24 protein-coding genes are annotated in these 25,779 nt (G+C 40.9%); 13 read left to right on the top strand and 11 right to left on the bottom strand.

Translation table 11 applies throughout. The annotated features are described in order from the left end of the window. Nucleotides 1-22 precede the first annotated feature (22 nt). From G6R08_RS05285 to G6R08_RS05260, 6 genes are all read left to right on the top strand, one after another. Nucleotides 23-1,195 (top strand): hypothetical protein, encoded by a 1,173-nt coding sequence (locus G6R08_RS05285; RefSeq protein ID WP_163527020.1) that lies wholly within the window; start codon nt 23-25, stop codon nt 1,193-1,195. A gap of 19 nt (nt 1,196-1,214) precedes the next feature. Then, nucleotides 1,215-2,474: a metal-dependent hydrolase family protein gene (locus G6R08_RS05280; RefSeq protein ID WP_163527019.1), complete on the top strand. Its 1,260-nt coding sequence runs from the start codon at nt 1,215-1,217 to the stop codon at nt 2,472-2,474. After that, nucleotides 2,467-3,765 (top strand): M20 family metallo-hydrolase, encoded by a 1,299-nt coding sequence (locus tag G6R08_RS05275; RefSeq protein WP_163527018.1) that lies wholly within the window; start codon nt 2,467-2,469, stop codon nt 3,763-3,765. Before G6R08_RS05280 ends, G6R08_RS05275 begins: the two co-directional genes overlap by 8 nt. Before the next feature lie 75 nt (nt 3,766-3,840). Then, nucleotides 3,841-4,659: a DUF3100 domain-containing protein gene (locus G6R08_RS05270; protein ID WP_163527017.1), complete on the top strand. Its 819-nt coding sequence runs from the start codon at nt 3,841-3,843 to the stop codon at nt 4,657-4,659. 2 nt (nt 4,660-4,661) lie between these two features. Beyond that, the gene (locus tag G6R08_RS05265; RefSeq protein ID WP_163527016.1) at nt 4,662-5,114 is read left to right on the top strand and encodes a hypothetical protein; all 453 of its coding nucleotides are present in this window, start codon (nt 4,662-4,664) and stop codon (nt 5,112-5,114) included. A 535-nt stretch (nt 5,115-5,649) separates the two neighbouring features. Continuing rightward, nucleotides 5,650-6,906, top strand: a complete 1,257-nt coding sequence (locus tag G6R08_RS05260; RefSeq protein WP_163527015.1) for a glycosyltransferase family 2 protein — start codon at nt 5,650-5,652, stop codon at nt 6,904-6,906. Between the two features lie 19 nt (nt 6,907-6,925). Here G6R08_RS05260 and G6R08_RS05255 read toward each other — a convergent pair whose 3' ends face one another. From G6R08_RS05255 to G6R08_RS05245, 3 genes are all read right to left on the bottom strand, one after another. Further along, nucleotides 6,926-8,050, bottom strand: a complete 1,125-nt coding sequence (locus G6R08_RS05255; RefSeq protein WP_163527014.1) for a DegT/DnrJ/EryC1/StrS family aminotransferase — start codon at nt 8,048-8,050, stop codon at nt 6,926-6,928. 26 nt (nt 8,051-8,076) lie between these two features. Then, complete coding sequence (locus G6R08_RS05250) at nt 8,077-9,378, bottom strand: nucleotide sugar dehydrogenase (protein WP_163527013.1); 1,302 nt, start codon at nt 9,376-9,378, stop codon at nt 8,077-8,079. Between the two features lie 177 nt (nt 9,379-9,555). Then, the gene (locus G6R08_RS05245) at nt 9,556-10,776 is read right to left on the bottom strand and encodes a glycosyltransferase (RefSeq protein ID WP_163527012.1); all 1,221 of its coding nucleotides are present in this window, start codon (nt 10,774-10,776) and stop codon (nt 9,556-9,558) included. A 146-nt stretch (nt 10,777-10,922) separates the two neighbouring features. On the opposite strand from G6R08_RS05245, the gene G6R08_RS05240 reads away from it, so the two are divergent. The 3 genes from G6R08_RS05240 to wecB are packed head-to-tail and all read left to right on the top strand — an operon-like array spanning nt 10,923 to nt 13,802. Beyond that, nucleotides 10,923-11,678 (top strand): SDR family NAD(P)-dependent oxidoreductase, encoded by a 756-nt coding sequence (locus G6R08_RS05240; protein ID WP_163527011.1) that lies wholly within the window; start codon nt 10,923-10,925, stop codon nt 11,676-11,678. Nucleotides 11,679-11,703: 25 nt separating this feature from the next. Beyond that, nucleotides 11,704-12,666: a dTDP-glucose 4,6-dehydratase gene (locus G6R08_RS05235; protein WP_163527010.1), complete on the top strand. Its 963-nt coding sequence runs from the start codon at nt 11,704-11,706 to the stop codon at nt 12,664-12,666. A gap of 53 nt (nt 12,667-12,719) precedes the next feature. After that, on the top strand, nt 12,720-13,802 hold the full coding sequence (wecB, locus tag G6R08_RS05230) for a non-hydrolyzing UDP-N-acetylglucosamine 2-epimerase (protein WP_163527009.1): 1,083 nt from the start codon (nt 12,720-12,722) through the stop codon (nt 13,800-13,802). Nucleotides 13,803-13,850: 48 nt separating this feature from the next. On the opposite strand, the gene G6R08_RS05225 is transcribed toward wecB, so the two are convergent. Genes G6R08_RS05225 through G6R08_RS05205 form a run of 5 tightly spaced genes read right to left on the bottom strand, consistent with a single transcriptional unit; the run spans nt 13,851 to nt 18,854 of the window. Then, nucleotides 13,851-14,855, bottom strand: a complete 1,005-nt coding sequence (locus G6R08_RS05225) for a glycosyltransferase family 4 protein (protein WP_163527008.1) — start codon at nt 14,853-14,855, stop codon at nt 13,851-13,853. Between the two features lie 46 nt (nt 14,856-14,901). Then, complete coding sequence (locus G6R08_RS05220; protein WP_163527007.1) at nt 14,902-16,128, bottom strand: glycosyltransferase; 1,227 nt, start codon at nt 16,126-16,128, stop codon at nt 14,902-14,904. A 57-nt stretch (nt 16,129-16,185) separates the two neighbouring features. Further along, nucleotides 16,186-17,208: a D-glucuronyl C5-epimerase family protein gene (locus tag G6R08_RS05215; protein WP_163527006.1), complete on the bottom strand. Its 1,023-nt coding sequence runs from the start codon at nt 17,206-17,208 to the stop codon at nt 16,186-16,188. Nucleotides 17,209-17,229: 21 nt separating this feature from the next. Continuing rightward, entirely contained in the window at nt 17,230-17,910 is a 681-nt protein-coding gene (locus G6R08_RS05210) for an acyltransferase (RefSeq protein WP_163527005.1), read from the bottom strand. 17 nt (nt 17,911-17,927) lie between these two features. Further along, a complete protein-coding gene (locus G6R08_RS05205; RefSeq protein ID WP_163527004.1) occupies nt 17,928-18,854 on the bottom strand; it encodes a glycosyltransferase in 927 nt (308 codons plus the stop codon). Between the two features lie 146 nt (nt 18,855-19,000). Between G6R08_RS05205 and G6R08_RS05200 the strand changes: the two genes are divergently transcribed. Then, the gene (locus tag G6R08_RS05200; RefSeq protein ID WP_163527003.1) at nt 19,001-19,942 is read left to right on the top strand and encodes a Gfo/Idh/MocA family protein; all 942 of its coding nucleotides are present in this window, start codon (nt 19,001-19,003) and stop codon (nt 19,940-19,942) included. Nucleotides 19,943-20,201: 259 nt separating this feature from the next. On the opposite strand, the gene G6R08_RS05195 is transcribed toward G6R08_RS05200, so the two are convergent. Continuing rightward, nucleotides 20,202-20,414 (bottom strand): hypothetical protein, encoded by a 213-nt coding sequence (locus tag G6R08_RS05195; protein ID WP_163527002.1) that lies wholly within the window; start codon nt 20,412-20,414, stop codon nt 20,202-20,204. Between the two features lie 13 nt (nt 20,415-20,427). Further along, nucleotides 20,428-20,796, bottom strand: coding sequence for a DUF2642 domain-containing protein (locus tag G6R08_RS05190; protein ID WP_163527001.1), 369 nt, complete (start codon nt 20,794-20,796; stop codon nt 20,428-20,430). Nucleotides 20,797-21,340: 544 nt separating this feature from the next. Between G6R08_RS05190 and G6R08_RS05185 the strand changes: the two genes are divergently transcribed. Both G6R08_RS05185 and G6R08_RS05180 read left to right on the top strand, forming a co-directional pair. Next, a complete protein-coding gene (locus G6R08_RS05185; protein ID WP_163527000.1) occupies nt 21,341-22,132 on the top strand; it encodes an SDR family oxidoreductase in 792 nt (263 codons plus the stop codon). 178 nt (nt 22,133-22,310) lie between these two features. Beyond that, nucleotides 22,311-23,297, top strand: a complete 987-nt coding sequence (locus G6R08_RS05180) for an ABC transporter substrate-binding protein (RefSeq protein ID WP_240339649.1) — start codon at nt 22,311-22,313, stop codon at nt 23,295-23,297. Between the two features lie 67 nt (nt 23,298-23,364). Here the strand turns inward: G6R08_RS05180 and G6R08_RS05175 are convergent, their stop codons facing one another. Beyond that, entirely contained in the window at nt 23,365-24,762 is a 1,398-nt protein-coding gene (locus tag G6R08_RS05175; protein WP_163526999.1) for an aldehyde dehydrogenase family protein, read from the bottom strand. Nucleotides 24,763-25,096: 334 nt separating this feature from the next. Between G6R08_RS05175 and G6R08_RS05170 the strand changes: the two genes are divergently transcribed. Beyond that, a complete protein-coding gene (locus G6R08_RS05170) occupies nt 25,097-25,732 on the top strand; it encodes a YczE/YyaS/YitT family protein (protein WP_163526998.1) in 636 nt (211 codons plus the stop codon). The last annotated feature ends 47 nt before the right edge of the window (nt 25,733-25,779 follow it).

The following is a 25,779-nucleotide window of genomic DNA, read 5'->3' as shown; positions in this document are numbered from 1 at the left end:
AAACAAGAAAGGATGTGTAGGAATGGCACCAATATTTATTGTTTTAATTCTCGTTTCTATTATCGCATTAGGGGAAGTGCTTTCCCTGTCTTCCAGGGCGAAGATTCCTACATTACTAGTCGTTGTAGCGGTGACTTTTGTGCTGCTTCAAACCGGAATACTGCCTCAATCCTATATTGAGGCCTCAACCTTCGTGGCTGCCGGTGGTGTGCTTGTCCCCGTATTGATTGTACATCTTGGGACAATGATTCCTTTATCTGTTATCAAAAAGCAATACAAAGCCGTAGTGATCACCCTAATAGGGCTGATGTTTTCAGTCGCAGCGATGCTTATCATCATATCGCTTGTTTTCGATTATCAGACGGCAGTAGCTGGTGCGGGTCCGCTTACGGGAGGCATTATCGCCTATATCGTGACGCAAGAAGGCCTGACGGAAGCTGGTTTCGTCTCACTTGCGGCTATTCCGGTTGTTGTGTTTGCCCTTCAAAATTTAATTGGCATGCCACTCACTTCTACGTTGTTGAGTAAGTACGCTGTAACCATAAGGGATGATTTTTCTAATGAAAAATTCACCAGCGAAAAAGGTGACGAGATGGAAGGGGGTTTAGGGAGTAAGAACAGGAAATTGCTGCTTCCAGAACGTTTTATGCAAAGTAATTTCTTTCTACTGTTCCTATTATTCATTGGCGGTGCTCTTGCTACCTGGTTGGGTGAAATAACCGGCATCAACTATAGTCTATGGTCGCTCGCTATTGGGATAATAGGGTTTGCTCTCCGAATTTACCCTGACAAGGCGCTGGATCGTTCCAACAGCTCAGGACTCGCCATGGTGGCTTTGATCATAGTCGTAATCAATTCACTTGTTGGGATCACATGGGATCAGGTCGTATCTTCCCTGATACCTGTGCTATGCGTCATCGTAATAGGGACAAGCGGCCTGGTCATCGGTGGAATGATTGGAGCTAAACTCTTTAATTGGAAACCTACAAAGGCTGTACCTGTTGTGTTGACTGCGCTTTATGGATTTCCAGGGGATTACTTGATCGTAGAAGAAGTGAGTCGAAGTATTGGCCGTAATGAAGATGAACAAAACAGGATTATGAATGAATTACTTGCTCCGATGCTGATCGGAGGTTTCACTTCCGTTACGGTAGGATCTATCGTCATTGCAAGTATTCTAATCGGTACACTTTAACTAAAAGGAGAGATTCTATATGTCATATACTTTAATTACAAATGGAACTTTAATCGATGGACGAGGAAATGAGCCGATCACCGATGCATCAGTATTAATCAATGATAACTATATTGAAGAAGTCGGAAAATCAGGTGATATCCAGGCTCCAGAGGGCGCAGCTGTTATTGATGCAGATGGCCAGTACATTTTGCCAGGATTGATTGATACCCATGTGCACATGGCGATGGAATTGAGAAATGTTCAAGATGCTATTCTTACCCCTTTTTCTTATCGATTTTATGAAAGTGTTCAATTTTTAAAGCGAACATTGGATGTTGGAATCACATCTGTTCGCGATGCAGGATTTTCAGATTTGGGTATGAAAAAGGCTGTAGAAGACGGGCTGATAGAAGGTCCGCGTATGCAAGTCAGTATCAATCCGTTAACGATTACCGGAGGGCACGGAGATAGTTGGAACCGTTCCGGAGTGGATACAACACTACAGACGTATCCCGGCATGCCTAACGCCATCTGTGACGGGAAAGAAGCTGTACGTAAAACTGTACGGGAAATGCTGCGGGCTGGAGCGGAAGTAATTAAGGTCCATGCTACCGGCGGAGTATCAAGCCCCACTGACCACCCGGAGTTTACCCAATTTTCTCAGGAAGAGCTTGAGGTCATGGTGGAGGAAGCTCACTTTCGTAAAGGAATAAAAGTGATGGCACATGCTCAAGGAGCGGAAGGCATAAAGAATGCGATTCGAGCAGGAATTTACTCGATTGAACACGGAATCTATATTGATGACGAGGCGATTGAATTAATGCTGCGAAATGATATATTCCTTGTTCCGACATTGCTCGCTCCTATTTCCGTTCTGGAGTCTAGTGAAAAAGACAATAAGATGGCTCCTTATGCTGTTGAAAAGTCAAAAGAAGTAGTAGAGGCCCATAAGGAAAGTATTGCAAAGGCATATCAGGCTGGAGTCAAAATTGCAATGGGCACCGATGCAGGAGTGATGGCGCACGGTACTAATCTGCGCGAACTTGGTCTGATGTGTGACATTGGCATGTCGCCAATGGAGTCCCTTGTAGCTACTACGAAAACAGCCGCAGAATGTTTGGGCTGGGAGGATCAAGTCGGAACAATTGAAGCCGGAAAGCTTGCTGATATTATTTTAACGGATGTGAATCCTCTAAGTAATATTAGGGGACTGGAGGACAGCAATCATATCGTGATGGTTATGAAAGATGGAGCTATCTATAAAAATTTGACACAAAGGAAGGGTACTCATGTCTAAAGAATGGGATTTATATGCGAGATTAATAGAAGACTATGACTCTTCTCTATCCTTTAATGGCATTAATGGAGATAGGATAGCGAAAAGGCTGCATGAAATCTCAAAGATCGGACTTACAGAAGACGGGGGGAGTCATAGGGTCGGCTTCTCCCAAGAAGAGAAACAGGCGAAATTATTGGTTAAAGAATGGATGGAAGAATTGGGGCTTACCATCATAGAGGATGGTGCTGGAAACGTGTTCGGGCGAATGGAAGGGAAAGATCCTTCTTTACCTGCTATCGTTAGCGGTTCCCATTTGGATAGTGTCCCGAATGGGGGACACTTTGACGGACCTTTAGGCGTACTTTCTTCGATAGAGCTGGTTGAGGCCTGGAAGGAAACGGGTTATCAGCCATCCAGACCTTACGAAGTGGTGATTTTTTCTGATGAAGAAGGTTCTCGTTTTAACAGCGGCTTGACAGGAAGCAGGGCAATGACTGGTGACGTCGACATGGAACTGCAGCGTAGTTTAGTCGACTCAAATGGAAATTCATTTGAACAAGTAATGAATAAAATTGGATTATCAGAGGAGAGTTTCACTGATGCTGCACGAAATTTAGAAGAAATTGCTTCGTTTGTCGAGGTTCACATTGAACAGGGCAAAAAGTTAGAGCAGCAGAATCTACCTGTAGGGATCGTGTCTGGTATTGCAGGTCCTAGCTGGCTCGAAGTTGAATTCCACGGTAACGCAGGACATGCAGGAAACACACCAATGAAAGAACGAGAAGATGCCTTAGTTGCTGCTGGGGAATTTATTAGCAATATCCACGAACTGCCTGGTCAGGTAAGTGATTCTGCAGTCGCTACGGTAGGGAAGCTCCATGTTTACCCAAACGGCATCAATGTTATTCCGGGGAAAGTTGCTTTACATGTGGATGTTCGCGATATTCATGAAGAAACACGTACAGAACTAATTCAACTTATCATATCAGAAGCTGAGAATGCCTCTGATAAATTCGGCGTTCGTTGTACTCATCAACAAACACTGCAAGTCACCCCAGTACCGATCCAGTCTGAGATTAAACAACATTTGCGCCAAGCTATGGAGCAGCACAGCATTCGAGCTACAGAACTGTCAAGTGGTGCAGGACACGATGCGCTGATCATTGGACGCCACATTCCGGCTGCAATGTTATTTGTAAAAAGTGAAAAGGGGATAAGTCATAATCCGAAAGAATGGTCTTCTTTAAATGATTGCGTTCAGGGTGTTCATGTGCTGAAGTCATACGTAGAATCGATTGACAAAGAATAGTATTTCTATAACTTAGCAGTCAGCTAACTCTAAGTGTTTTAAAAAATGAGTGATTAACTACGGGGAGGTACGTTTATGTCTGATGTTCAAAAAAATCTATGGAAAGACTGGCGTTTGCATGCTCTTGTATTTGGTATTGTGCTGCTGACAGAGTGGATTGGAACACATGAATTTTCGGTAGGTCCTGGTGTTATTTTACTGCTGCCTATGCTTTATGCCATCATAATCGGTCTTGCCCTGTTTTTTACTCCAGTTGTAAAAGAAAAACAATCAAAGAATGCTGAACCACTAATCGTCCTTGGTGTAACGCTGCTCATAGCAAAAATTGGCGTCATTATAGGTCCCTCACTTCCGCAAATTATTGAAGCGGGTCCCGCTTTGCTTCTCCAAGAATTCGGGAATCTAGGTACGATTTTCTTGGCTCTGCCTATTGCCGTTTTTCTTGGGTTAAAAAGAGAAAGTATTGGCATGACTCACTCTGTTGCCCGTGAACCGAATGTGGGTCTTATCATGAATAACTATGGCTTTAATTCTCCAGAGGGACGCGGGGTAATGGCGATCTATATCTTTGGTACGGTGTTTGGCGCTGTATTTATGGGTCTCATTTCTGGATTTTTGGCTACTATCACACCTCTCCACCCTTTATCTTTTGCGATGGCTTCGGGGATTGGAAGCGGTAGTATGATGGCGGCGGCCAGTGGCTCTCTGGTAGCTGCTTTTCCAAGCATGGAAACGGAGATTTTGGCTTTCGCTGGGGCGAGTAATCTTTTATCACTATCTACCGGTTTATATATGAGTATCTTTATCGGACTTCCGTTAACTGAAAAGTTATATAATGTGTTAACAGCACGGAGAGATAAAAAGTCGCACGTTAAGACGGGGAGAGGTGCGTAACGATGATGAAAAGTATGCAAGAGTGGATATTGCTATTATTAATCTTTGGTATTGTTTCATTGCTTGGTAACTGGGTTGGATACGGCACATTTCCGATAGAGGCCATTCCAGGTATGGTCATTCTTATTCTAGTCAGCTTAGTCGGTATGATTCTGCAAAAGCTTATTCCAATTGATATCCCAAGCATAGCTTACGTTGCCATTGTAGGTGTGCTGATTTCGATGCCGTGGATGCCCGGGTCTGAACAGATCGTAGCTATGACCAACAGCATAAATCTATTGGCATTAACTACACCGATTCTCGCCTATGCAGGTATTGCCATCGGCCGTTCATGGACTGACTTTGTTAAGCTCGGATGGAGAACGATTGTGGTCGCATCGTTTGTTATGCTTGGCACATTCCTGGGATCAGCTCTAATAGCAGAAGTAGTCTTGAGGATGCAAGGAATTATTTAATTATGAAAAATAGTAGGGAAGAGAGTTACGACTATAAAAAGTGCTATTTCAGCCGTTCCATCACCTGGATGAGGAGAAGGTGGGAGAGGAAATAACTCGCTTTCCGTGGGCGTACGGTGAGCTTCCTCAGGCTGCCGCCTTCCGGGATCTCACCTTGTACGATCATCCCACAGGAGTCTCGCCATTTCCTCTCCTACCTTTCTATAAAAGAGAAAAAGAACAAGTTCTCTATTACTATAGAAACATTCCATGCCCGTTGATGGAAGTGTATATCCGTGGAAGAAACTATTCTCTAAACCTTTTACAACTCCGATTTTATTAAGATGGGCCCTATTAAAAATACGGAACCTTACTTAGATTCAACGAACGGGCCGTTGTGGAGAATAGAAAGTGAACTGGCAGTCTTTACTTTTGTAAAAGGGTCATTTTGGAACATCCTATCTCATAAACCATTGAATAAATGAATAGTTTATAGATATAAAATAGGAAACTCACTGGCGAGCATAACATTACTAAAGAGAAGGGAGAAAAATCATTGAAAGATATCACAGCCATCCTTGTTAATTATGCCAATCAAGCTGCGCTGCACAAGGCCGTGAACTCTCTAGAAGTGATCAGATCCCGTCTAAACTCCACGATTGTTTTGCAGGAACCTAACGTGGATTTTCCTAAAGGGTTGAACCAGGTTAAAGTGGTCGAGAGTGATGACCCGGGACAAACTCTAAATCAAATTCTTCCTGCGATATCCAGCTCATACGTACTGTTTCTTCAAGACACTGATTATCTTTCCCCTGCAATCAGTGAGAGCACTCTCCATCTGCATCATCCAAAAACCGTATTAGGGACCTTTTACCATAATCGAAACCTTAAGATCCAGCGGCCATTGCTAGTAAGCACTTCATTTCTTAACGAGCATCGTTTTTTATTAACTCGTCATCTGCCCTTCAAGGAGGCGCTTTTTCCTGCCTGGCTTTCAACGATCGACCCAGCGCTTACATCTTTTAAAGACGACCTTGTTGGGCAATCCAGGAAAAATAGCTCTGCCCATATCATCGAAAAACAAAAGATTCTCCAGAAATATCAACTGAATAAGATCAAAACGGATCATCCCACTCTTTCCGTTCTCATCACTAATTACAACATGGAGAAATATGTAGAAGCAGCCGTTGTTTCCTGTCTGCTGCAAAGTGAGCAAATCGAGCAGCTGCTGATCATGGATGATGAATCTACAGATAGCTCCTATACAAAGCTTCAACAATGGGAAGATGGAAATCGGGTAAGAGTTTTTCACAAAAAAAATGAGGGGAAAGCGAAAGCCATAAATGATTTATTACCCCATGTTACGTCTGCTTTTATATTGGAAGTTGATGCTGATGATTGGCTTGATCCTGATGCTGTTTCTGTCATTAAACAACAATTAGCAGATCTCCCCCAAGACGTCTCAGTGTTGTACGGTAATTTAAGAAGATGGAAGCAGTTAGAGGATGATGTACTTTATAAAAGGGTAGTGAAAGGTGTTGCTATTAAAGGAAGAAGTGATCTTCTGTCCTACCGTTTTCCTCTGGGTCCGAGAATTTACCGCACATCAACCTTACAGAAACAAGGGGGATTTCCGGTGGGGGAGTTTGAAAAGGGAAGGCTTTACGAGGATGTAAGTGTGCTAAACCGATTAATTAAAACTTCACGATTTCGTTACCAGGATTTTACTGTTTATAATGTGCGGGAACATCCGGAGAGTATTACAAAGAGTAATTCTTACAAGTGGAATGACTTCTTAAAAACGCTAGATTAAAAGAACAATGGACACTTTCCTATCCATTGTTCTTCATCAAGCTTTTTACTGTGGAAATAATATAATCTTGTTTTTGGAAAGAAAGCATAGGATATATAGGAAGCGCCAATACTTTTTTGGCTGACTTCTCTGCATTCGGAAAGTCGCCTTCCTTATAGGGGAGGTGCTGAAAAGCTTCCTGCAAATGCAAGGGAATTGGATAATAAATAGCAGAAGAAATCCCATTTGTGTTTAGAGCTTCAGCAAGCTCATCTCGATCGTCCAGTTCAATACAATATTGGTGAAAAGTATGTTCACGGTTTTCCTGCACGGGTGGAGTTTTGAAGAGATGGTGAAGGTGCTCCGTGTACCTTCTGGCAATCTCTTTGCGCTTGTGCAAGAAGATATCTAAATAATATAGCTTAACTAGCAAAATAGCTGCCTGCACTTCATCGAGCCTGCTGTTCATCCCTATTGAGGAGTGGTGATATTTTTGTTCACTCCCGTGATTACGAAGTTTACTGACTTTTTCATATAAGTCTTTCTTGTTAGTTACGACGATACCAGCATCTCCAAAGGCTCCAAGATTTTTTGAAGGGAAAAATGAAAAACAGCCGATATCACCTAGCGCACCAACTCTTTCGCCTTCATATTCGGATCCAATAGCCTGGCAGGCATCTTCTATCACTTTCAGCTTGTTTGCTTTGGCGATCTTCATAATTTCTTTCATGTCAGCCACTTGCCCATACAGGTGCACAACAAGTATGGCTTTTGTAACAGGGGTGATGGCTGCTTCTATTTTAGCTGGATCAATATTGTACGTCTCTTCTTCAATATCTACAAAAACAGGCTTTGCCCCTACTTGTTCAATGGCTTCTGCACTTGCAAAGAACGTGAATGGAGTGGTGATGACTTCATCACCAGGGCCAATGTCTAAGGCCATAAGAGATAATTGTAGGGCGTCTGTTCCATTCGCTACCCCAATTCCGTAATCTGCCCCGACATACTGGGCTACTAACTTTTCTAGTTCCTCGCTCTTTTTCCCTAATATATACTCGCCACTATCTATGACTTCTGTTACTTCTGTTAAGATTGGCTCTCTTATTAATCGTAGTTCTTCCTTCAAATCAACCATAGGGATGTGATCAAATTGGTTACTTGGCATTTGATACAACCTCCTTTCTATCTTTTTTAGCCGCCAATTCCTTCATATTTAATTCCGGACTCAATGATAACCTCTTTATTCAATTGATTGCGGCCATCTAACACGAGCTTGCAATTTTTGAATTTCTTGAAGTCTAAATGGCTGTATTCCTGATGAAAGGCTTGCAGAATAACTCCATCCATTTCCGATACAAGTGGATCCTGTAACGATAATGGTGTTGCACCATACCTCTCAATTTCTTTCTTTGTAAACATGGGGTCATTAACGAATAAATTAGCACCTTTGCTCCGCAGTTGTTCCAACAGCAGTAAAGTCGTCGATTTTGTAGGCTCCTTGACATTTTCTCGATAGGACAATCCAAGAATAAGAATATTCTTATCCTTTAAAGGGTTAATTTCTTTTTCCAATTTGGAAATGGCATACTCGGCCATGCTGTCATTGATTTTCCTGGACAGCGGCGTCAGCCCCTCGTCTAATCCTTTATTGATGAAAAAATATGGATAGATTGGGATACAATGTCCGCCGACACCGATACCTGGAGAATGCAGATGAGAATAGGGCTGACTATTACTTGCCCTGATCACCTCAGACATATGGACCCCTTTTTCTTCAGCAAATAGTGCGAGTTCATTAGCCAAGGCAATATTTACATCGCGATACACACATTCCGCAACCTTAGAGAATTCTGCCGTTTCCAGTGAACTGACTTCAATTAATTCGCAATTCAATGCCTTTTTATAAAAGTTGGATGCCAATTCTAGACTTTTATGATTGATTCCTCCGACGACTTTTGGATAACGCTGGAGATCCTGAATGATTCGATTAGAGTAGACTCTCTCAGGACTATACGCAAGATAGAAGTCTTCCCCTAAGCGTAATCCGGACACTTCTGCTATTTTTTTTCCGAATCTATCTCTTGTATCTCCCGGGGGAAGCGTCGTTTCGAAAATGATTAAAGAGCCCTTCTTAACTCCTTTGGCAATATCCTCTACAGCCGCATCGATAAATTGATAGTCCACGTTATTACCTTCGTCAACAAGTACGGGTACAATCACAACGGTGATATCTGATTGAGCCACTGCTTTGCTCGTAGACACAGCAGCTGATAAGGTTTTATTTTTATGGGCATCTTGGACTAACTGGTCTAATCCTGGTTCATTTTTGATGTGGGAAATTCCTTTGTTTATGGAGGAAACGACATCATGGTTAATGTCGGCGCCGAAAACGTTATACCCATTATTGGCGAATACAGCTGCTAAAGTAAGACCTATTTTTCCAAGGCCAACTACGGCTACATTCGGCAATGACTGGTTCTGGTCCATCATCATTTTTTCAACCTCATTTCTGTGTTTCATTTAGAAGTTCTTTCATAATTTATGAGGTTGAAAAACAAAATGTTTGGACTTTTTCTAAGACGATTCTATTTTTCCATACAGGAAAGGCAGGTCTATAGGTATTGAAATGTGAGAGGGGATTCCAGTTTCATCACCCTTTGTGGGGAGGTTTTATAGGTCTTGTGCAAGCCGTTCATAAACCTTAGATAGTCTATGTTCCATATGTCTCCAGCTGAACTGGGATTCCATGATCGTTCGGGCCTGCCGACTCATTTCAAGAAGCTTATCTCGATGAGAATGGAGGAAAAAAAGGGCTTGAGCATAATCATCAGCCGTTGTCTGTCGCTTTTTAACGGTATGTCCACACTTATAGGATTCAATGAATTTTTCCATATCTGTGCATTGATTGGTTAAAACAGGGACGCTGTTATTTAAGTAGCTAAAGAATTTATTTGGCATAGCGAAGCGGTTATTAAGCGAATGTTCAGCGTCTAAATCTACCCACCCAATATCAACATCCCTCATCAATGAAGGAATCGAATCGTAGTCTACCCAACCAGTGAATTCCACTTTACCTTTTAAGGAAGGAGGAAGTGAGGGTTCCTGACTTGTGTCTTTCCAGCCGCCAATGACCTTTGCTCTTAAGTCGAACCATTGATTACACAACTCCATGATTTCTAAGAACTTATGGAAATTGCCTCTCTGGTTACTGATGACGCCTTCATAGGCAATAAGCAGATGTGGTTTTGTCTCCTGGATGGATTGAAACGAAGGTGCCAGCGGGGGCGAATTATAGATTACTTCGACAGGAAGGGAGGCATCGATGTCAAGATACCATGACTGAATAGATTTCGATACGGTTAAAACAAAGTCTACGTCTTGCAGCATCAACTCAAGCATTTGCTGTTTATTATTTAATAGATTTCTCGGCTGAGCCACTAAGGGATCAGGTTCTAATTCATGGCTGTCATAAATCAATTTGCAACGCTGCCCATTTGCAGTTAGATCTCGTTTAATTCCAACGCCTGAGTAGAGAGAGTAAAATTCATGTGCATGATAGATATCTGCTTGCTGGGCGATACCAATCTGTGTCAGGGGATCGTTAAATCGCTTAGAGTTTCCTGTTCGAAGGTTATAAAGAAGACTCTTAATCTTTTTCTCCGGCTGGATTTGCTCATACGTAATGATGTGAATTCCTTCATAATTAAAGGATTGTGATTGAAATGTATTACGAAAAACACGGCCATCAATGTCAAACAGGTAGCCGTTTTTCCTGGGGACGATCATTGTGACCTCATAACCTTGCTTCGTTAGACTTCTAGCTTCCTTTTTGAAAATACGGGCATCTAAAAAGGGATGTTCCGTTACTAAAAAGCAAACTTTTTTATTCATGATTAGCCTCCACTTTAGTACAAACCACATGGGATTCCTTTTAATAACGTATTAACACCCCACATGGATTATTCATACAATTAAAATGATCTGTTGTTTTCAAATTGCGGACGTCGTTAACCATGACAGGTTGGGAGAGACCAAAAATGGAGTTGAATTTAAAAGGGAAAAAAGTGCTGGTAACTGGTGGCTCAAGAGGAATCGGCAAAGCGATTGCTGCTGCCTTTATTGAAGAAGGGGCGCAGGTTGGAGTGACAGCTAGAAGTCACAATGAACTCCTTCAAGCCAAACAGGAACTAGGCGTCGAAACGTACCAGAAGGATCTGCAAAGTCATCAACAACGGGAGCAGCTTATTCATGAATTTATTGCCGATTTTAATACTATCGATATTCTTGTTAATAACGCAGGGGCGAGTCATGGAGATAGCATAGTCAACACGCCGCCAGATGTATTTGGAAAAGCCATGGAATTGAATTTCATTTGTGCTGTCCATTTAAGTCAATTAGCCAGTAAGCAAATGTTCGACAATGGGCAAGGAACGATCATTAATGTGGCTTCGATTTATGGAAAAGAAGCAGGGGGAGTTCCTTCCTATAATGCTTCTAAAGCAGCACTTATTAGTTTTACAAAATCCTTTAGTTCTGAAGCTATAAAAAATAACGTTCGGGTTGTAGGAATTGCTCCAGGAGCGGTTTATCATCCCAATAAAGAGTGGCAGCGCAGATTAGAACGTGATCCAGATTTCCTTAATAAATACGGCAGGGATAAGATCCCGGCAGGAAGACTGGGTAAGCCTGAGGAAATTGGTGATGTTGCAGCTTTTCTGTCCTCCGATAAGGCTTCATGGATTGTAGGAACTACTATTTCAGTGGATGGCGGGCAGTCCCGCTTAAATTATTGATGATAAAGAAGAGGAGTGACAGATCGTGAAGCGACCGTCATTGATAAATAGCAATATTTTAATTGTTGGAGGAGCTGGCTTTATTGGGAGTCATTTGGTCGATAAGATGCAGGAAGAAGGAGCAGCGCAGGTGGTTATCGTGGATAATCTTTTCGTTGGAAGAAAGGAGAATATAGAAGTTGCCCTGAGTAAGGGGGCAGTGCTTCATATAGATGACGCTGAGAACCAAGACGCTCTCAGCTACATCATAGATGTTTATGATATTGATATTGTATTTAACTGCGCTACGAAGGCTTTGAATTACTCGTTTATGAATCCCGCTAATGCTTATATGACCAATGTGCTTGTGTTAAAAAACTTATTAGAACTTCAACGTAAAAAAGCTTTCCAAACGTTATGCCATTTTTCTTCTTCAGAAGCGTATGGTTCGGCGCAATATCAGCCTATGGATGAGAAGCATCCGCTTGTCCCTACAACGACTTATGCGGCAGGAAAGGCTTCAGCAGATTTAATGCTGCAATCCTATGTGAAAATGTTTGATTTAGATGCTTTTATTGTAAGACCTTTTAACAATTATGGCCCAAGGCAAAATTTTGAAGGGGCACTTGCTGGCGTCATTCCACTTACGATTAAGAAAATCTTTGAAGGAGAATCCCCTGAAATACATGGATCAGGAAAGCAAACAAGAGATTTTATCTATGTAGAAGACACGGTCGATATTGTGTCTGAGGTGTTTATGAAGCTTGCGCCTGGTGATCTTGTAAATATTTCAACTGATCAACAATTATCGATTGAGCAAGTGGTAGAAACGATAAGTGATGTTATGAAATTTAAAGGGAAAATTTTGAGAAAATCGAATCGAAAGGCTGATGTTAATAGTCATAGAGGAGATGTGAGCAAGTTACAGTCCATTGTAGGACAGTACCCGAAAACACCGTTTAAAGATGGGATTGTCAGGACTGTGAAGTGGGTGGAAATAAGCCGTTGACAGCGAATCCTCAAATAAGAGCTGACTAGAAAGAGTTTTGAGAGGAGTATATTATGAAAATCTTAACCGTAGTGGGAGCAAGGCCGCAATTTATCAAGGCATGCATGTTGTCTAAAACGTTACAATCTCATTCGAAAATAGAAGAAACCATTGTACACACTGGTCAACACTATGATGATAATATGTCGACCATTTTTTTTGAGCAGCTGAACCTTCCGAAACCGGATTACAATTTAGAGGTCGGTTCTAGTTCTCATGGGAAACAAACAGCCGCCATGTTGTCTGATCTCGAAAAGATTATGACGACTGTTCAGCCGGATGTGGTGCTCGTCTACGGAGATACCAATTCTACTCTTGCTGGCAGCTTAACTGCAGCAAAACTCCATATTCCAGTAGCTCATGTCGAGGCAGGCCTTCGCAGTTTTAACAAAAAAATGCCCGAAGAGATTAATAGATTGATTACAGATCATCTCTCGGACTACTTGTTCTGTCCCTCCGATATCGCCATTGATAATTTAAGATGTGAGGGAATTACGAAGGGAGTCTATCAGGTAGGGGATATTATGTATGAATCTGTTTCCCACTTTAAACCACATGCACTGCAGCAGTCTTCTCTCCTGAAGGATTTATCGCTTTCAGAAAACAACTATCATTTGGCCACGATTCATCGAGCTGAAAATACGGATGACCCTGTTCGTTTAAGCTCCATCCTTGAAGCTTTACAACAACTGAAAATGGAGGTGGTTCTCCCTTTGCACCCTAGAACAAAAAATAAAATTAAACAATTTAAATTAACCAGTATGATTTCAGCGCCATCTATTAAACTAATCGAACCATTAAATTATCTTGATATGTTAGCGATTGCTTCCAAAGCAAAGGTGATTTTAACAGATTCAGGCGGGTTGCAAAAAGAGGCTTACATGCTTCGAGTTCCTTGTATTACGCTTAGAGATGAAACAGAGTGGGGAGAAACGGTGAAGCATGGCTGGAATCACTTAGTTGGTTCATCCACACAGCAAATTTTAAAGACTGCAGACACGATACGAACCCCTAAGGAACAGCCAGCCCTTTTTGGAGATGGGAAAACTTCACACGCTATTGTCGAAATTTTAACTAAGGTGATGGACGGGAAGTAGCTGTGTACCAACAATTCATTCTACCCAAAGAGAAAGCCCCTGGGCGCTTTATAACTTATTATAAATGTCTATATACCTTTCCACGACTTTTTCAGCCATATGATTCTTGATAACGTACATTCTTCCCTCGTAACCTGTATTCCTTCTTAGTCTTGGATTTCTAATTAAATTTCCTAAAACGGAACGAATTGTATCAGGGTTTGCATTGACAATGGGCAAACCAGCAGGATATTTATCGACGAGATCTTCTCTTATATAGCAAATAACCGGTTTTCCTAAAGCCATCGCCTCGGAACTAACATAACCATAAGCGCCAATTCTCAACTGGTCGATCACAATATCTGCTTGCGCAAACAGGTTTTTAGCCTCGTCATTGGATAATCCCTCCACTAATTTAAAGCGAAAAGATAACCCGGAATGCTGTAACTCCTCCACGGCTTTTAATAGGAATTCAGTTCCTTTAATTTGTCGTGAAGTAGGGGCATGAACAATAAGGGGAGAGGATTGATTGGCTTCCGGGTATTGTGGTTTGAATTGGTGTACGTCAATGGTATGGGGGATCACATGGGTATGTTTATATAAATTTGAAATATATCCTTCCAATTCAGGGTCCTGGACAATTGCATGATCGATATAGTTGGATAAAGCGGCTATATTGTGATAGATTTTTTCTTCTGTCCATTCGGGCTTTACTTGAACATAAGGGTTATTTTTTCGGGCAGCTGAAAGAAGGCGAACGTCTGAACCGTGATGGTGGACGACCATCTTCTTTCCAGCACGCCGTAAGATGTCCAAGTCTCTTTTATCAGGAAAAAATGTTTCCCCAAAATGAAAATGGAAGATGTCATACTTTGGGATTGAGTCCCGTAAGAACTTTTCTATTCTCGTTTCTCGTTCCTGTTTTGGATGTTGATTAAGCTGTAAACATAGATCAGGTTGAAATTTAAAAGGATGTTCATCAAAGTGGCAGGAGGTAGCCTGAACTCCTTTTGACCGTAATGCTTTACACAATTCGATCATGGGGGAGCCATAAGAAATATGCAGTACTCTCATAGTGATCTTTCCTTTCTTTTTACAGAGGGGAGAGATGTTCGGCAATTTATCTTGCAAGAAGCTGCTGATAAACGTTTCGTAACCGTTCTTCCATCCTCTCCCATGAGTACAGGCTTTCCATTACCTTGCGTCCATTGCGGCTCATCTGTTTCAAAATGGTTTTGTTTTTACTAAGCTCCAGTAAAACATCTGCATAATCTTGAGCAGTTACGTTCGTTTTATCTATCACGTACCCACACTGATGTTTGTTTATAAAAACTTCCATATCATGGCATTTATTGACTAAAACGGGAATGCCATTGTTCAAATAACTAAAGAATTTATTCGGCATGGCATAGTTGAAATTAAGCGAGCTTTCTACATTTTCTAAATCAACCCAGCCAATATCAATATCTTTCATATGCTTAGGAATATCAAGGTAATCGACCCAGCCGGTTAACGATAGGTTTCTCTGAAGGTGTTTCGGGATATCAAAGGGATTATCGTACCGGCTCCCTCCCATAATCTTAAATTGGAAATTTATCTTTTTTGAACATATCTCTGTGATGGCAGTCATCTTTTCTTTCATCCCTTTTTTATCATCGATGTTTCCTTCATAGCCAACCGTTAATCCAGTAGAATTATATTCTTTAGGTTGATAGTTTTTCGCGAGCGGGGGTGAGTTATAGATCACTTCTACAGGCAGACGGGGTTTGTGAGACAGATACCATGATTTAATGGAATCTGAAACGGTAATCAAATAATCCACCTCATCAAGCATAATAAGAAGCCTTTCTTTCAACTTGTTTCTATGCTGCTCTGTGTATCTAGGGCTCAGAGGATCGGGTGTTAATTCATGGCTGTCATAAATTAATTTCACCTCTCTACCTTTTCTTTTCTTCATTAATCGTTTTATACCTACTCCAGCAAAAAGGGAAAGGTACTCATGTGTATGGTAAATATCTGCATTTTCCTGAATAGCAAGCTGTGTTAATTGATTGGTAAACCCCTGTCTTTCCCAAGTACTTTCATCACTTAACACTTTACTTAATTGATCTCTGCAGGTCTCCCAGTTGTATGTGACGATTTTTATTCCCTCATGGGTAAATACTTTGTTTCTAAAGCGGTTTGTAAACGGGGTCCCATCAATATCAAATAAATATCCATTCTTTTTCGGAACAATCATCGTTACATGGTATCCTTTTTTTTGTAAACTCTTAGCTTCTTTCCTGAAAATTCTCGCATCTAGAAACGGATGATAGGCCACAACCATGCAGATCCTTTTTGACACCATTCCCCACCCCTTCTCGAGCAGCTTCACTCATATACAGCTATCCTTTACCTTTCTTTGCTACTTGGTTATCCCATTTAAATAACCCTCCCATCTTGTTAATGCTTCATTCATTTTCGGATCTTTTTCGATCGAATTCAGAGCATCCAATAAATGAATATGCCCGACGTGGTATCCCCATGTTGCAACGTTAGGGTAGCCGCCATCCGTAGTATAATGTGTAAGGTCATAGGCGGTTCGGTTTCCCAAATCAAATAGAGGAAGCATGCGTTTTAAGGAAGTGATTCCTTCATCATACAGCTTTCTAGTTCCGTTATCGCTGGTAGCTCTCCATAGATCGTATAAACCAATTAACGAAAACATGAAGCCATTTAATATATAGCTGGGAGGGTCGGTCGGGCTTTCTTCATAAAAGAAATACTTGTTTTCAAATTTAGCCAGGACCCCGTTTTGGCGGGAAGGAATTTTAAAAATGGACGTTGCCTTCAAGGCACTTTTCTTATATTTTTTATTTCCTGAAAGATGGGAGGCGCGCGCCAACACTGACATGGCCATTCCTAATCCAATGGCTGAATACCATGGAGCTTTTAAAGGGGGAAACCTTTCAGGATAATAATGATGGTCAAACTGGTAGGCCCAGCCTCCGCGACTGTCCTGTGTCTTCATAAACCATTCAGCAGTCTTTAAAAATTTGTTTTTATTTGATTCTTCTTTATTCTTTAAATAAAGACTGTAATGCTCCAAACCATATTGGGCAATTGTAGAAGGGTTATAGTAAGTGCCATGAGAGTAGATGGTTTTAGGAATACCTTCTTGGTCGAACGATACGCTCCAATTTTCGACCTTATTCAAATCATAATGCAGATAATTACCATTCCAGTCATAATGGTTAATGTCTAAAGATCTTGCTTTGGTGACATTGACTTTTAACAAATTCTGCGCTTCAACCCATACTTTTTCTAAGCTGAATCCTTTTTCAAGAAACGCCATAGGGACATAAAATTCATTACCTATTTTCTTACCAACGGCTTCTAATTGATCCTGTTTTACTACTTTAAAATCATCAATCGATTCTGATGTCATCCATTTCACCTCATTTTGACTCTAGGATTTTATTTTTTTAGCTGGAACACCTGCAGCCACAGTGTTATCTTCCGCATCCTTCGTTACTACGGCTCCAGCACCAATAATAGTATTGCGGCCAACTGTCACTCCTGGTAAAAGGGAGGCATTGTTACCAATTTTAGCCCCTTTTTTAATATGCGGACCTTTCAGGGAATAATCTTGAGCCCCCATGTATTTATCATTGGACATCGATACACACGGGCCGATAAACACATCATCTTCAAGCATCGTATCACCTGTAACATAAGCCAGTGTTTGAATAGTACAGGATTTTCCGATAGTCGTATTTAGTTCAACAATCGCAGCTCTCCCGACTACTGAGCCTTCCCCAACCGAGACATTCTCCCTAATACTTGCATGGTCTCCAATAAACACATTTTTTCCAACTTGAGTACCTGAGTAGATGGAAGCGACGTGACCGATTCTAGTGCCGGACTCGATGATAAGCTGTGTGTACATCTTTGCAATTTTACGCATTCGCTGGTTGATGCTAGGTTGAATCCCAAGCACACAATTGCTGCCGATGGTGACGTGATCTCCAATCCGGGTGCCTTTTAACAGAATAGTATTATGACCAATCACCACATGTTCTCCAATGATCACGTCTTTCTCAATAACTACGTTGTTGCCAAGCTGTACACTGTTAGGAATATTAGACATCGTAAAAAACCTCCTTCTTATTCGCGAAGTATTTCTTCTAACCGGGCCACGAGCTGTTTAGTACGTACTGTAAGGGAATGCTTTTGACGGATGAAATTGTATCCCTGATCAGCAATGGTTTGCCTTTCTGTTTCATTCGCTACATAATAGGCTGCTCGTTCCTCAAAGTTGGTTTCACTGATGGGTACAAAATGGACCCACGGAATAAAGCCAAGGTCCTCTAATTCTTTAAAGGTAGGTGCAAGGAGAAGAGTTCTGCAGGCAAGCACTTCGAAATATTTTATGACAGGGTAATTTAAAATAGATGGAGTTGTTAAAAATATTTTTGATCGGTTGATTTCCCGGGCATACGAATCGCGAATTAAATGCTGATGTTCATCTTGCTTGTTGAAATGTCGATAACCTGGATGGTCATGATAAACGAACTCCTCATTTCCTTCATACGCCTCGACTATTTTCCTCCTTAACGGATAATAGTCATCGTTTACTGCTCCCATCATTAACAAGTTGATCTCTTTTTCTAATCCATAATCCTTACATATTTCTGTATTAACAAAATGAGGAAACCATTCCATTTTATTTTTGAATTCTGGATAGGTCTCTGTAAATTTGTCCCGCACGATCGTAAACAGATAATCGATCTTATTTTTTGCTATAAAGTTTCGTCTAAGATTGGTAAGACGGTGAACGTCATTTACAAATAGCCCCGTTGGAATGCTGGTGGTAGAAAGCCCTTTAATCGTTGGAGCCATTTTTCGATCCACATCATGCAGCAGTAAGATAAAGTCTGGACGGTCAGGCAGTTGTTTCAAAATGTAGTCGATATGACCAGGCTTTCTCCATACGGTTAAGTTGACTGATTTAGCAAGTTGCTGTTCTAAGTAGTAAAAGTTCCTGTGTAACATGGCTGATGTATCTTCTGCGATAAACAAGACATGTATCACGTACGTTATCTCCTCTCTTGTAAATAATCTAGCAGTTGACCAGGAGGACAAACGCCAAATTTATGTGTAACCGTTATGACAGTCTATTTCGCTCGATAGCTGGCACATAGAATACATTAGTATTTATAAGAGTGAGGAGATTTTTTATGAAGGTCGGTGTAATTGGAACAGGAAATATGGGAGAGAATCATGTGCGAACTTATCTGTCGATGCATGATCATTGCCAGCTTGTCGGGATATACGACAACGATCATGAACGATGTCATCAAATGGCTGAAAAATACCAGGTTAAACCATTTCAATCTATGAATGACCTATTAAACTCAGTGGACGCCGTCAGCATTGCTGTGCCGACTGAATTTCATTATGGTATTGGGTTAACTTGTATTCAGCACAATGTGCACATGCTAATGGAAAAACCGATTACAAGTACGGTTAATCAGGCGGAAGATTTAGTTAAGAAAGCCAGAACAGCAGGGGTTAAACTTCAGGTAGGGCACATAGAGCTGTTTAACCCACTTATTCAAGTTCTTAAAAAAGAAGTAGAAAGTCAGAACATCATAGCGATCGATTTTCACAGAATGAGTCCATACAATCAAAGGGTCAAAGATGTGGATGTGGTAAAAGACTTAATGATTCACGATCTGTATATTCTAAAGGAGCTTCTGGACGATAAAATAGTAGAATTCCATGCTTTAGGCAAAGTCATGGAAGACACCCCAAAACATGCCGTGGTGATCACCGAATTTTCACGAGGGGTGACAGCACAGCTTACGGCAAGTTTCAAATCCAAACGTAAAGCAAGAACGATTCAAATTCTTACAGAGGATGCACTAATTGAAGCAGATCTTCTGAATAGGGAAATCAAAATCACTCGTATGATGAAAGAGAATACGAGTGAATGTTCTGTAACGATTACTGAACTTATACAAGTTGACGATACGATTCAGCCGCTAAGTGTTGAATTAATGGATTTTATAACCTGTATACAGTCTGATAAAGAGCCGACGGTATCAGGGGAGGATGGAATGAAAACCCTGAGAATCACCAATAAAATTAGTGATGCTGTCAGCAGGAAGAAACCTTAATGCTGTAGCAAGTTGATTGGTTTGCTGTGAACACGAACAATTTCATGATCACAGGAGTGTCCCTCAAGTGATTTGCATTTTTGGGACACTCCTTTTTTGTTCATTCATTTTACATCTATATGCTGGGAACTGGGGTATTATTTAAAAAATTGTTGCTTGAGAATATGGCTGTTGATATTTTGCAACCAGCACGAAAACACCCTGGTTTTTGAAACCAGGGTGTTTCTAACTTCATATATTTCTGCTCGACTGTGATCCTTTATACTGTTACGAGTAAACGAACGAAGTTGATCGCATCAACAGAAATATATAGCTTATTATTGTCGCCGTATCCACTATCTACCTCAATAACTAAAACCAAATCTTCGGTAACTGTTGAGAGAAGACCTTCAATTAAGTTATTATCGGTTGCTACTTCAACTCTTGCGCCAACATGAGTGGCGAGTTCAGCAGTAAAGGTTGCTTCAAACATTTATATCCCTCCCTTATAATTCACTGACTAGTTCAATTTTTTCTATACGGACAAGTACTTGAGCTCCAGAAGCTTCCACTACCACGACATAGTCGCTTTCCACGACCAATAGTGTGCCGGTAACAGTACCAAATGGAGTAGTAATTTCCACTTGTTCGTTTCGTAGTCGTAGCAATACTTCTGTTAGTGTGTCAGGCGTTGTTGGAGGTGTTGGGGTAGGAATGTCCGGAGTAGTGCCTCCTCCTAAGTCAACATCTACATCGACATCTAATCCTGGTAAATCAAGTGAAAAATTTGAATCTACGCTACTTGTCATGATGCTTTGTGACAGTTGATTCGCCAATCTTAATAGGTTAGCCTGACTTTCTGTTAGATTTGCCAATTGTATTCATCCTTTCTATAATAGTTTCTATTTACAATATGTTTTCTGGTATTCAATCGTACGGGCGTACACATAACTTGTTAGATATTTCCGCTCATCACCTATAAGATTATCAACTAATTTTCACACCTTATGCGGGTGCAGTTTTAACTGCTTTTTCATCGGATATTCCTTTTGGTGAAAATGAATGTACACTTCTATTTTCATTACCACAGGAGTCTAGTCATTTTCTCAGGCTGAGAATAGACATAACGTAGTCAATTTATTTTATAGGAGGGAGCATCATTCTGTTTCCAGATGGCCGTCCAGGGGTTTACGGCACTGTTGCAAGAACGTCGGGATTAGGAATCAGAAGCAATCAAGCAAAAGAAGCTGCTGTCGTCTTGTTTGACCAGCAAATACCTCCTGTAACCACATGAGTTACAGAGGCTGGATCTATTTTTAGAACTTCTAATGACTGAAAATTCTATTTCTTGAATGTATAATACAACTATGGGAAAAAATTTAAGACAAATGAAATTTCATAGCGAAGGGATGGATAAGGGTGGATTTGGATTTAAATGGAAAGTCAGTTGTCATCACGGCAGCAAGTAAAGGACTGGGGAAAGCAACCGCCTTAGAGTTTGCAAAAGAAGGAGCGCGTGTCTTACTCTCAAGCAGAAGTGAGGACGAGTTGCAAAAAGCACAAAAAGAGATTAGGGAAATTAGCGGAAACACGCACGTTGATTACATAGTATGTGATGTAACGGATCCTGAGCAAATTAAACGTTTAGCACAAACAGCTGTTGAATACAATGGAACAATTGATGTGCTAATTAATAATGCGGGAGGGCCGCCAGCCGGAACTTTCGATGACTTTGAGGATCAAGATTGGAATCGTGCATTTGAATTAAACTTATTAAGTTTTATCCGAACGATTCGAGAAGTACTTCCTTCTATGAAAAAGCAACAAAGCGGCAGAATCATCAATATTGCTTCTTCTTCTATTAAACAGACACTGGATAATCTGATCCTATCGAATACATTCCGAGCGGGGATTGTCGGGTTATCGAAAAGTTTGTCCCAGGAGCTGGCAGTAGATAATATTTTGATTAATACAGTAGGGCCGGGCAGGATCGCCACGGACAGGGTAGCTTCACTTGATGAGAAGAATGCTGATAAATTGGGTGTAACGCCTGAAGAAATCAGAGAAAAAGCGGAGCAGTCGATACCGATTGGACGTTATGGAGAACCTGAGGAGTTTGCGAAAGCGGTTGTATTTCTTGCCTCAGGCGGGAACACATATCTGACAGGACAATCTCTTGTGATCGATGGCGGATTAGTAAAAGCACTTTAGTTGTAAGTCTCTAACTAAGAACTTTATTGTTCAAAGTTAGAGACTTTTTAATTAGTTGACAAACGACCTGTATAGGGATATGATCACAATTGATAATGATAATCCTTATCAATTGTGATCGAAATTATACATAATGTTTTTAGATCCGATTGAAATAAGCTAATGGAGTGGATGATGAATGATGAAAAAACTTGGTCTGCTTATTGTAATATTTATACTAGCTATACTGGCAGCTTGTAATAAAAGTGATCAAGGAGTAAAAGACAGTTCAGCGGAAAGTGAGCCTGAACGTTCTGTAACAATTGATACAGGGATGGGGGAGCAAACGATTCAAGGTGTTCCGAAAAGGGTTGTAGTTCTGGAGTGGACATATGTAGAACATATGCTGCCATTAGGGATTGAACCTGTGGGTGTATCAGATGTTGAAGGTTATAATAAATGGATCAATGTAGGGGAACCGCTTTCTGAATCTACAAAGGATGTGGGGACACGCGCAGAACCGAATTTAGAGGCGATTGCACGATTAAAACCAGACCTTATCATTGGAGCTAAATATCGTCATGAGACCATTATAGAAGAATTGGAATCGATAGCTCCGACTGTATTGTTTGCTCCTTATTCAGAAGAAGGAGTGGACGACCAGTATCAGCATATGTTGAATGAATTTGATGCTGTGGCCAAAATATTTGATAAACAAGAAGAGGCTGAGGAAGTGAAGCAGGAGTTAGATCAAACGTTTAAAGAACAGGGAAAACGGATTGAAGAAGCAGGATTATCTGACATCGAAGCTGTAGTCACACAGGCCTTCACCTCCCAGAATTCCCCAATTATGAGGTTGTTTACAGATAATTCTGTTGTAGCAGGTGTGCTAGAACAAATGGGAGTGGAGAATGCGGTCGAAACTGCACAGCCGGAGATTTATGGATTTATTTCGACTTCTGTAGAAGCGCTGCAAAATTATCAAAACAGTCATTTCTTCTATCTTGTACAAAAAGATGATAATATCTTTACAAACCAATTTGCTGATAACCCGGCATGGACGAATCTCGAATTTGTAAAAGAAGACCGCACGTACAAACTACCCGGTGATATGGGAACATTCGCCGGTCCCTTATCCGCTGAGCGGCTGGCGATCGAAGTTGCCGACACATTAGTGGAGAAGTAATAATTTGGAGTTTTTTACCACCTCAGGTCATCCAATTTTTGGATGACCTGAGGTGGTATTTTATGGGTTACATATTTAGTACGAATAGTTTGTCTCGTGTCATGGATTCGATGCTGCGGCGGATGCCTTGTGAGCCGAGGCCGGAGTTTTTCGCACCGATGAAGGGGAAATGATCGGGCCCCCGTTCCGTTTTTGCATTATATTGGATGGAACCAACGTTAAGTTTTGCCCCGATGTCCATGGCCTTTTGAACATCTGCTGTAAAAACACTGGCTTGAAGACCATAATCTGATTCATTAGCGATAGAAACAAGATCAACCTCATCCTGTACACGAATGATTGGGAGTACAGGACCAAAAGGCTCTTCCAAAGCAACCTTCATATGTGGGTGTACGTGATCGAGCAATGTAGGATAAATTAAATTGTCTGCTCGTTTATTGCCTGTCACAAGTTCTGCTCCATTTTGTAAGGCATCATCGATTAAGTCTTGTACAAAATCAGCCGCATTATTATCGATTAATGGTGTAACGGCAGCGTCGTCTTCCGGATTTCCAACTGTTAATCCTTCAACTTTCTGTTTGATTTTTTCTGTCAGTTTATCGGCAGCTTTCTCATCGACTAGTACTCGCTTGATAGCAGTACATCGCTGTCCCGAGTAGGAAAAGGCCCCGCTGACAATTTGATCTGCAGCCAGGTCAAGATCGGCATCATCGAGAACAATGGCTGGGTCTTTACCTCCTAATTCGAGAACCACAGGAATCATTTTTGCTTTTTTAGAAATGGATTGGCCTGTAGCAGTACTTCCAGTGAACGTAATCATACTGACCTGTGGGTGAGTAACAAGGAAATCGCCAATCTCAGAACCTTTTCCTGTGATACATTGGACGAGGTCATGGTGTATTTCTGTTTCAAGTAGAGCTTCAATCATTAGTCGGCCACTTAAAGTACCTTGTGAAGCAGGCTTGAAGATGACGCCATTTCCGGCCATCAAAGCTGGGGCAATTTTTGAGGCTGCTAAGTTTACAGGGTAGTTAAATGGAGAAATTGCCAAAACGATACCAAGCGGTTCGCGTTCAACTATAGCCATTTTTTTAGAGCTTCCGCCACGGAAGGAATCCCCTCGCAGCATGTCCCCGTGGATTCTACAGCCTTCTTCAGCTGTGTAGCGGATTAGATCTGCTGTTCGGACAACCTCTTTTACTGCGGAAGAACGGTTTTTTCCTACTTCTTTAGAGATCATTTCACCGATTTGTTCCTTTCTACCGGCTAAACGGTCTGCCCAATCATGCAGAATATCTGCTCGTTTATAAACTTCCGTTTCCGCCCAGTTGTTTTGAGCCTGATCTGCTTTGTGAATCGCGTGATCTACTTCCTTTTGGGACAACAATGGATGTGAGCCTAGTACTTCATTTCCAGTTACTGAATAAACTTCCTTTTCCTTTGTGACTGTAACACTAATAGTCATCACTCCTAACAATATAAAGATTATTCTGATTATTAAATAAATAAAATAGAACATCAAATCTTATAAAAGCGATAACATTTTGCGTTTAAGCGTTTTCATCCAGCACATGATTTGAAATGCTAGCAGATTCTTATTTTTACGCATTAATGTGAAAAAGTCGTCTGGAAAAATTATTGAAAATTCAATAAAATACATTGTGAAAACTGCTGGTTTTGCACTCTTTTACACTTCTCATTTTTTTATGAAATAGAAAGCATAAAAGTTGATTTTCATTTCCAATTTTCTGATTATAAGATAAGATGAATAGAATTTACATTTGAAAGAGGCGAAGTTTATGAGGTTTAAATTACTTTTCTTTGCACTGGGCCTTATTTTATTTAGTTACGGAATTTCGGTAGCGATTCAAGTGCAGTACCTCGGTATTCACCCTTGGGATGTGTTGAATATAGCGTTTTTTGAAAAGTTTGGCTTAACTATAGGCATGTGGAATCTACTAGTTGGTTTATCGCTAGTACTTGTATCATTAATAGTTGACCGACAATATATTAGGGTTGGAACATTAATTAATGCCATTGCAGTGGGGCCGATGATTGATCTGTTTCTTTTTATTGATATCTTCCCCGTTTCCTCTTCTGGTGTAATGGATGTGGTCGTTTTACTTACAGGGATCATATTAATGGGGATTGGCGGAGGAATGTATTCTGCTGCCGGATTTGGCGCGGGGCCGCGAGATGGATTTATGCTTTCGTTATCTGATAAACTCGGTTATTCCATTAGTAAAACGAGAATAGCAGTAGAGAGTATGGTATTAATTGTGGGACTTTTATTAGGGGGCCCTGTTTTCGTTTTTACGTTTATCTATACATTCATTCAAAGCCCGATTTTCCAGTTCTCCTTTCAAAAGGTAACCAGGGTTTTGAAGGAGGCTTCAGAGTCTGGTCATGCAAACGAAAAGGTTAAATCGGTTTAACAAATATCAATAGTACTGGGAACAATTAAGTGAAATGCTTATCTATC

The organism is Halobacillus ihumii (assembly GCF_902726645.1).
GTDB lineage: Bacteria > Bacillota > Bacilli > Bacillales > Halobacillaceae > Halobacillus_A > Halobacillus_A ihumii.
Note: the sequence above shows the minus strand (reverse complement) of the source record. Positions and strands in the feature narration are given on the sequence as shown.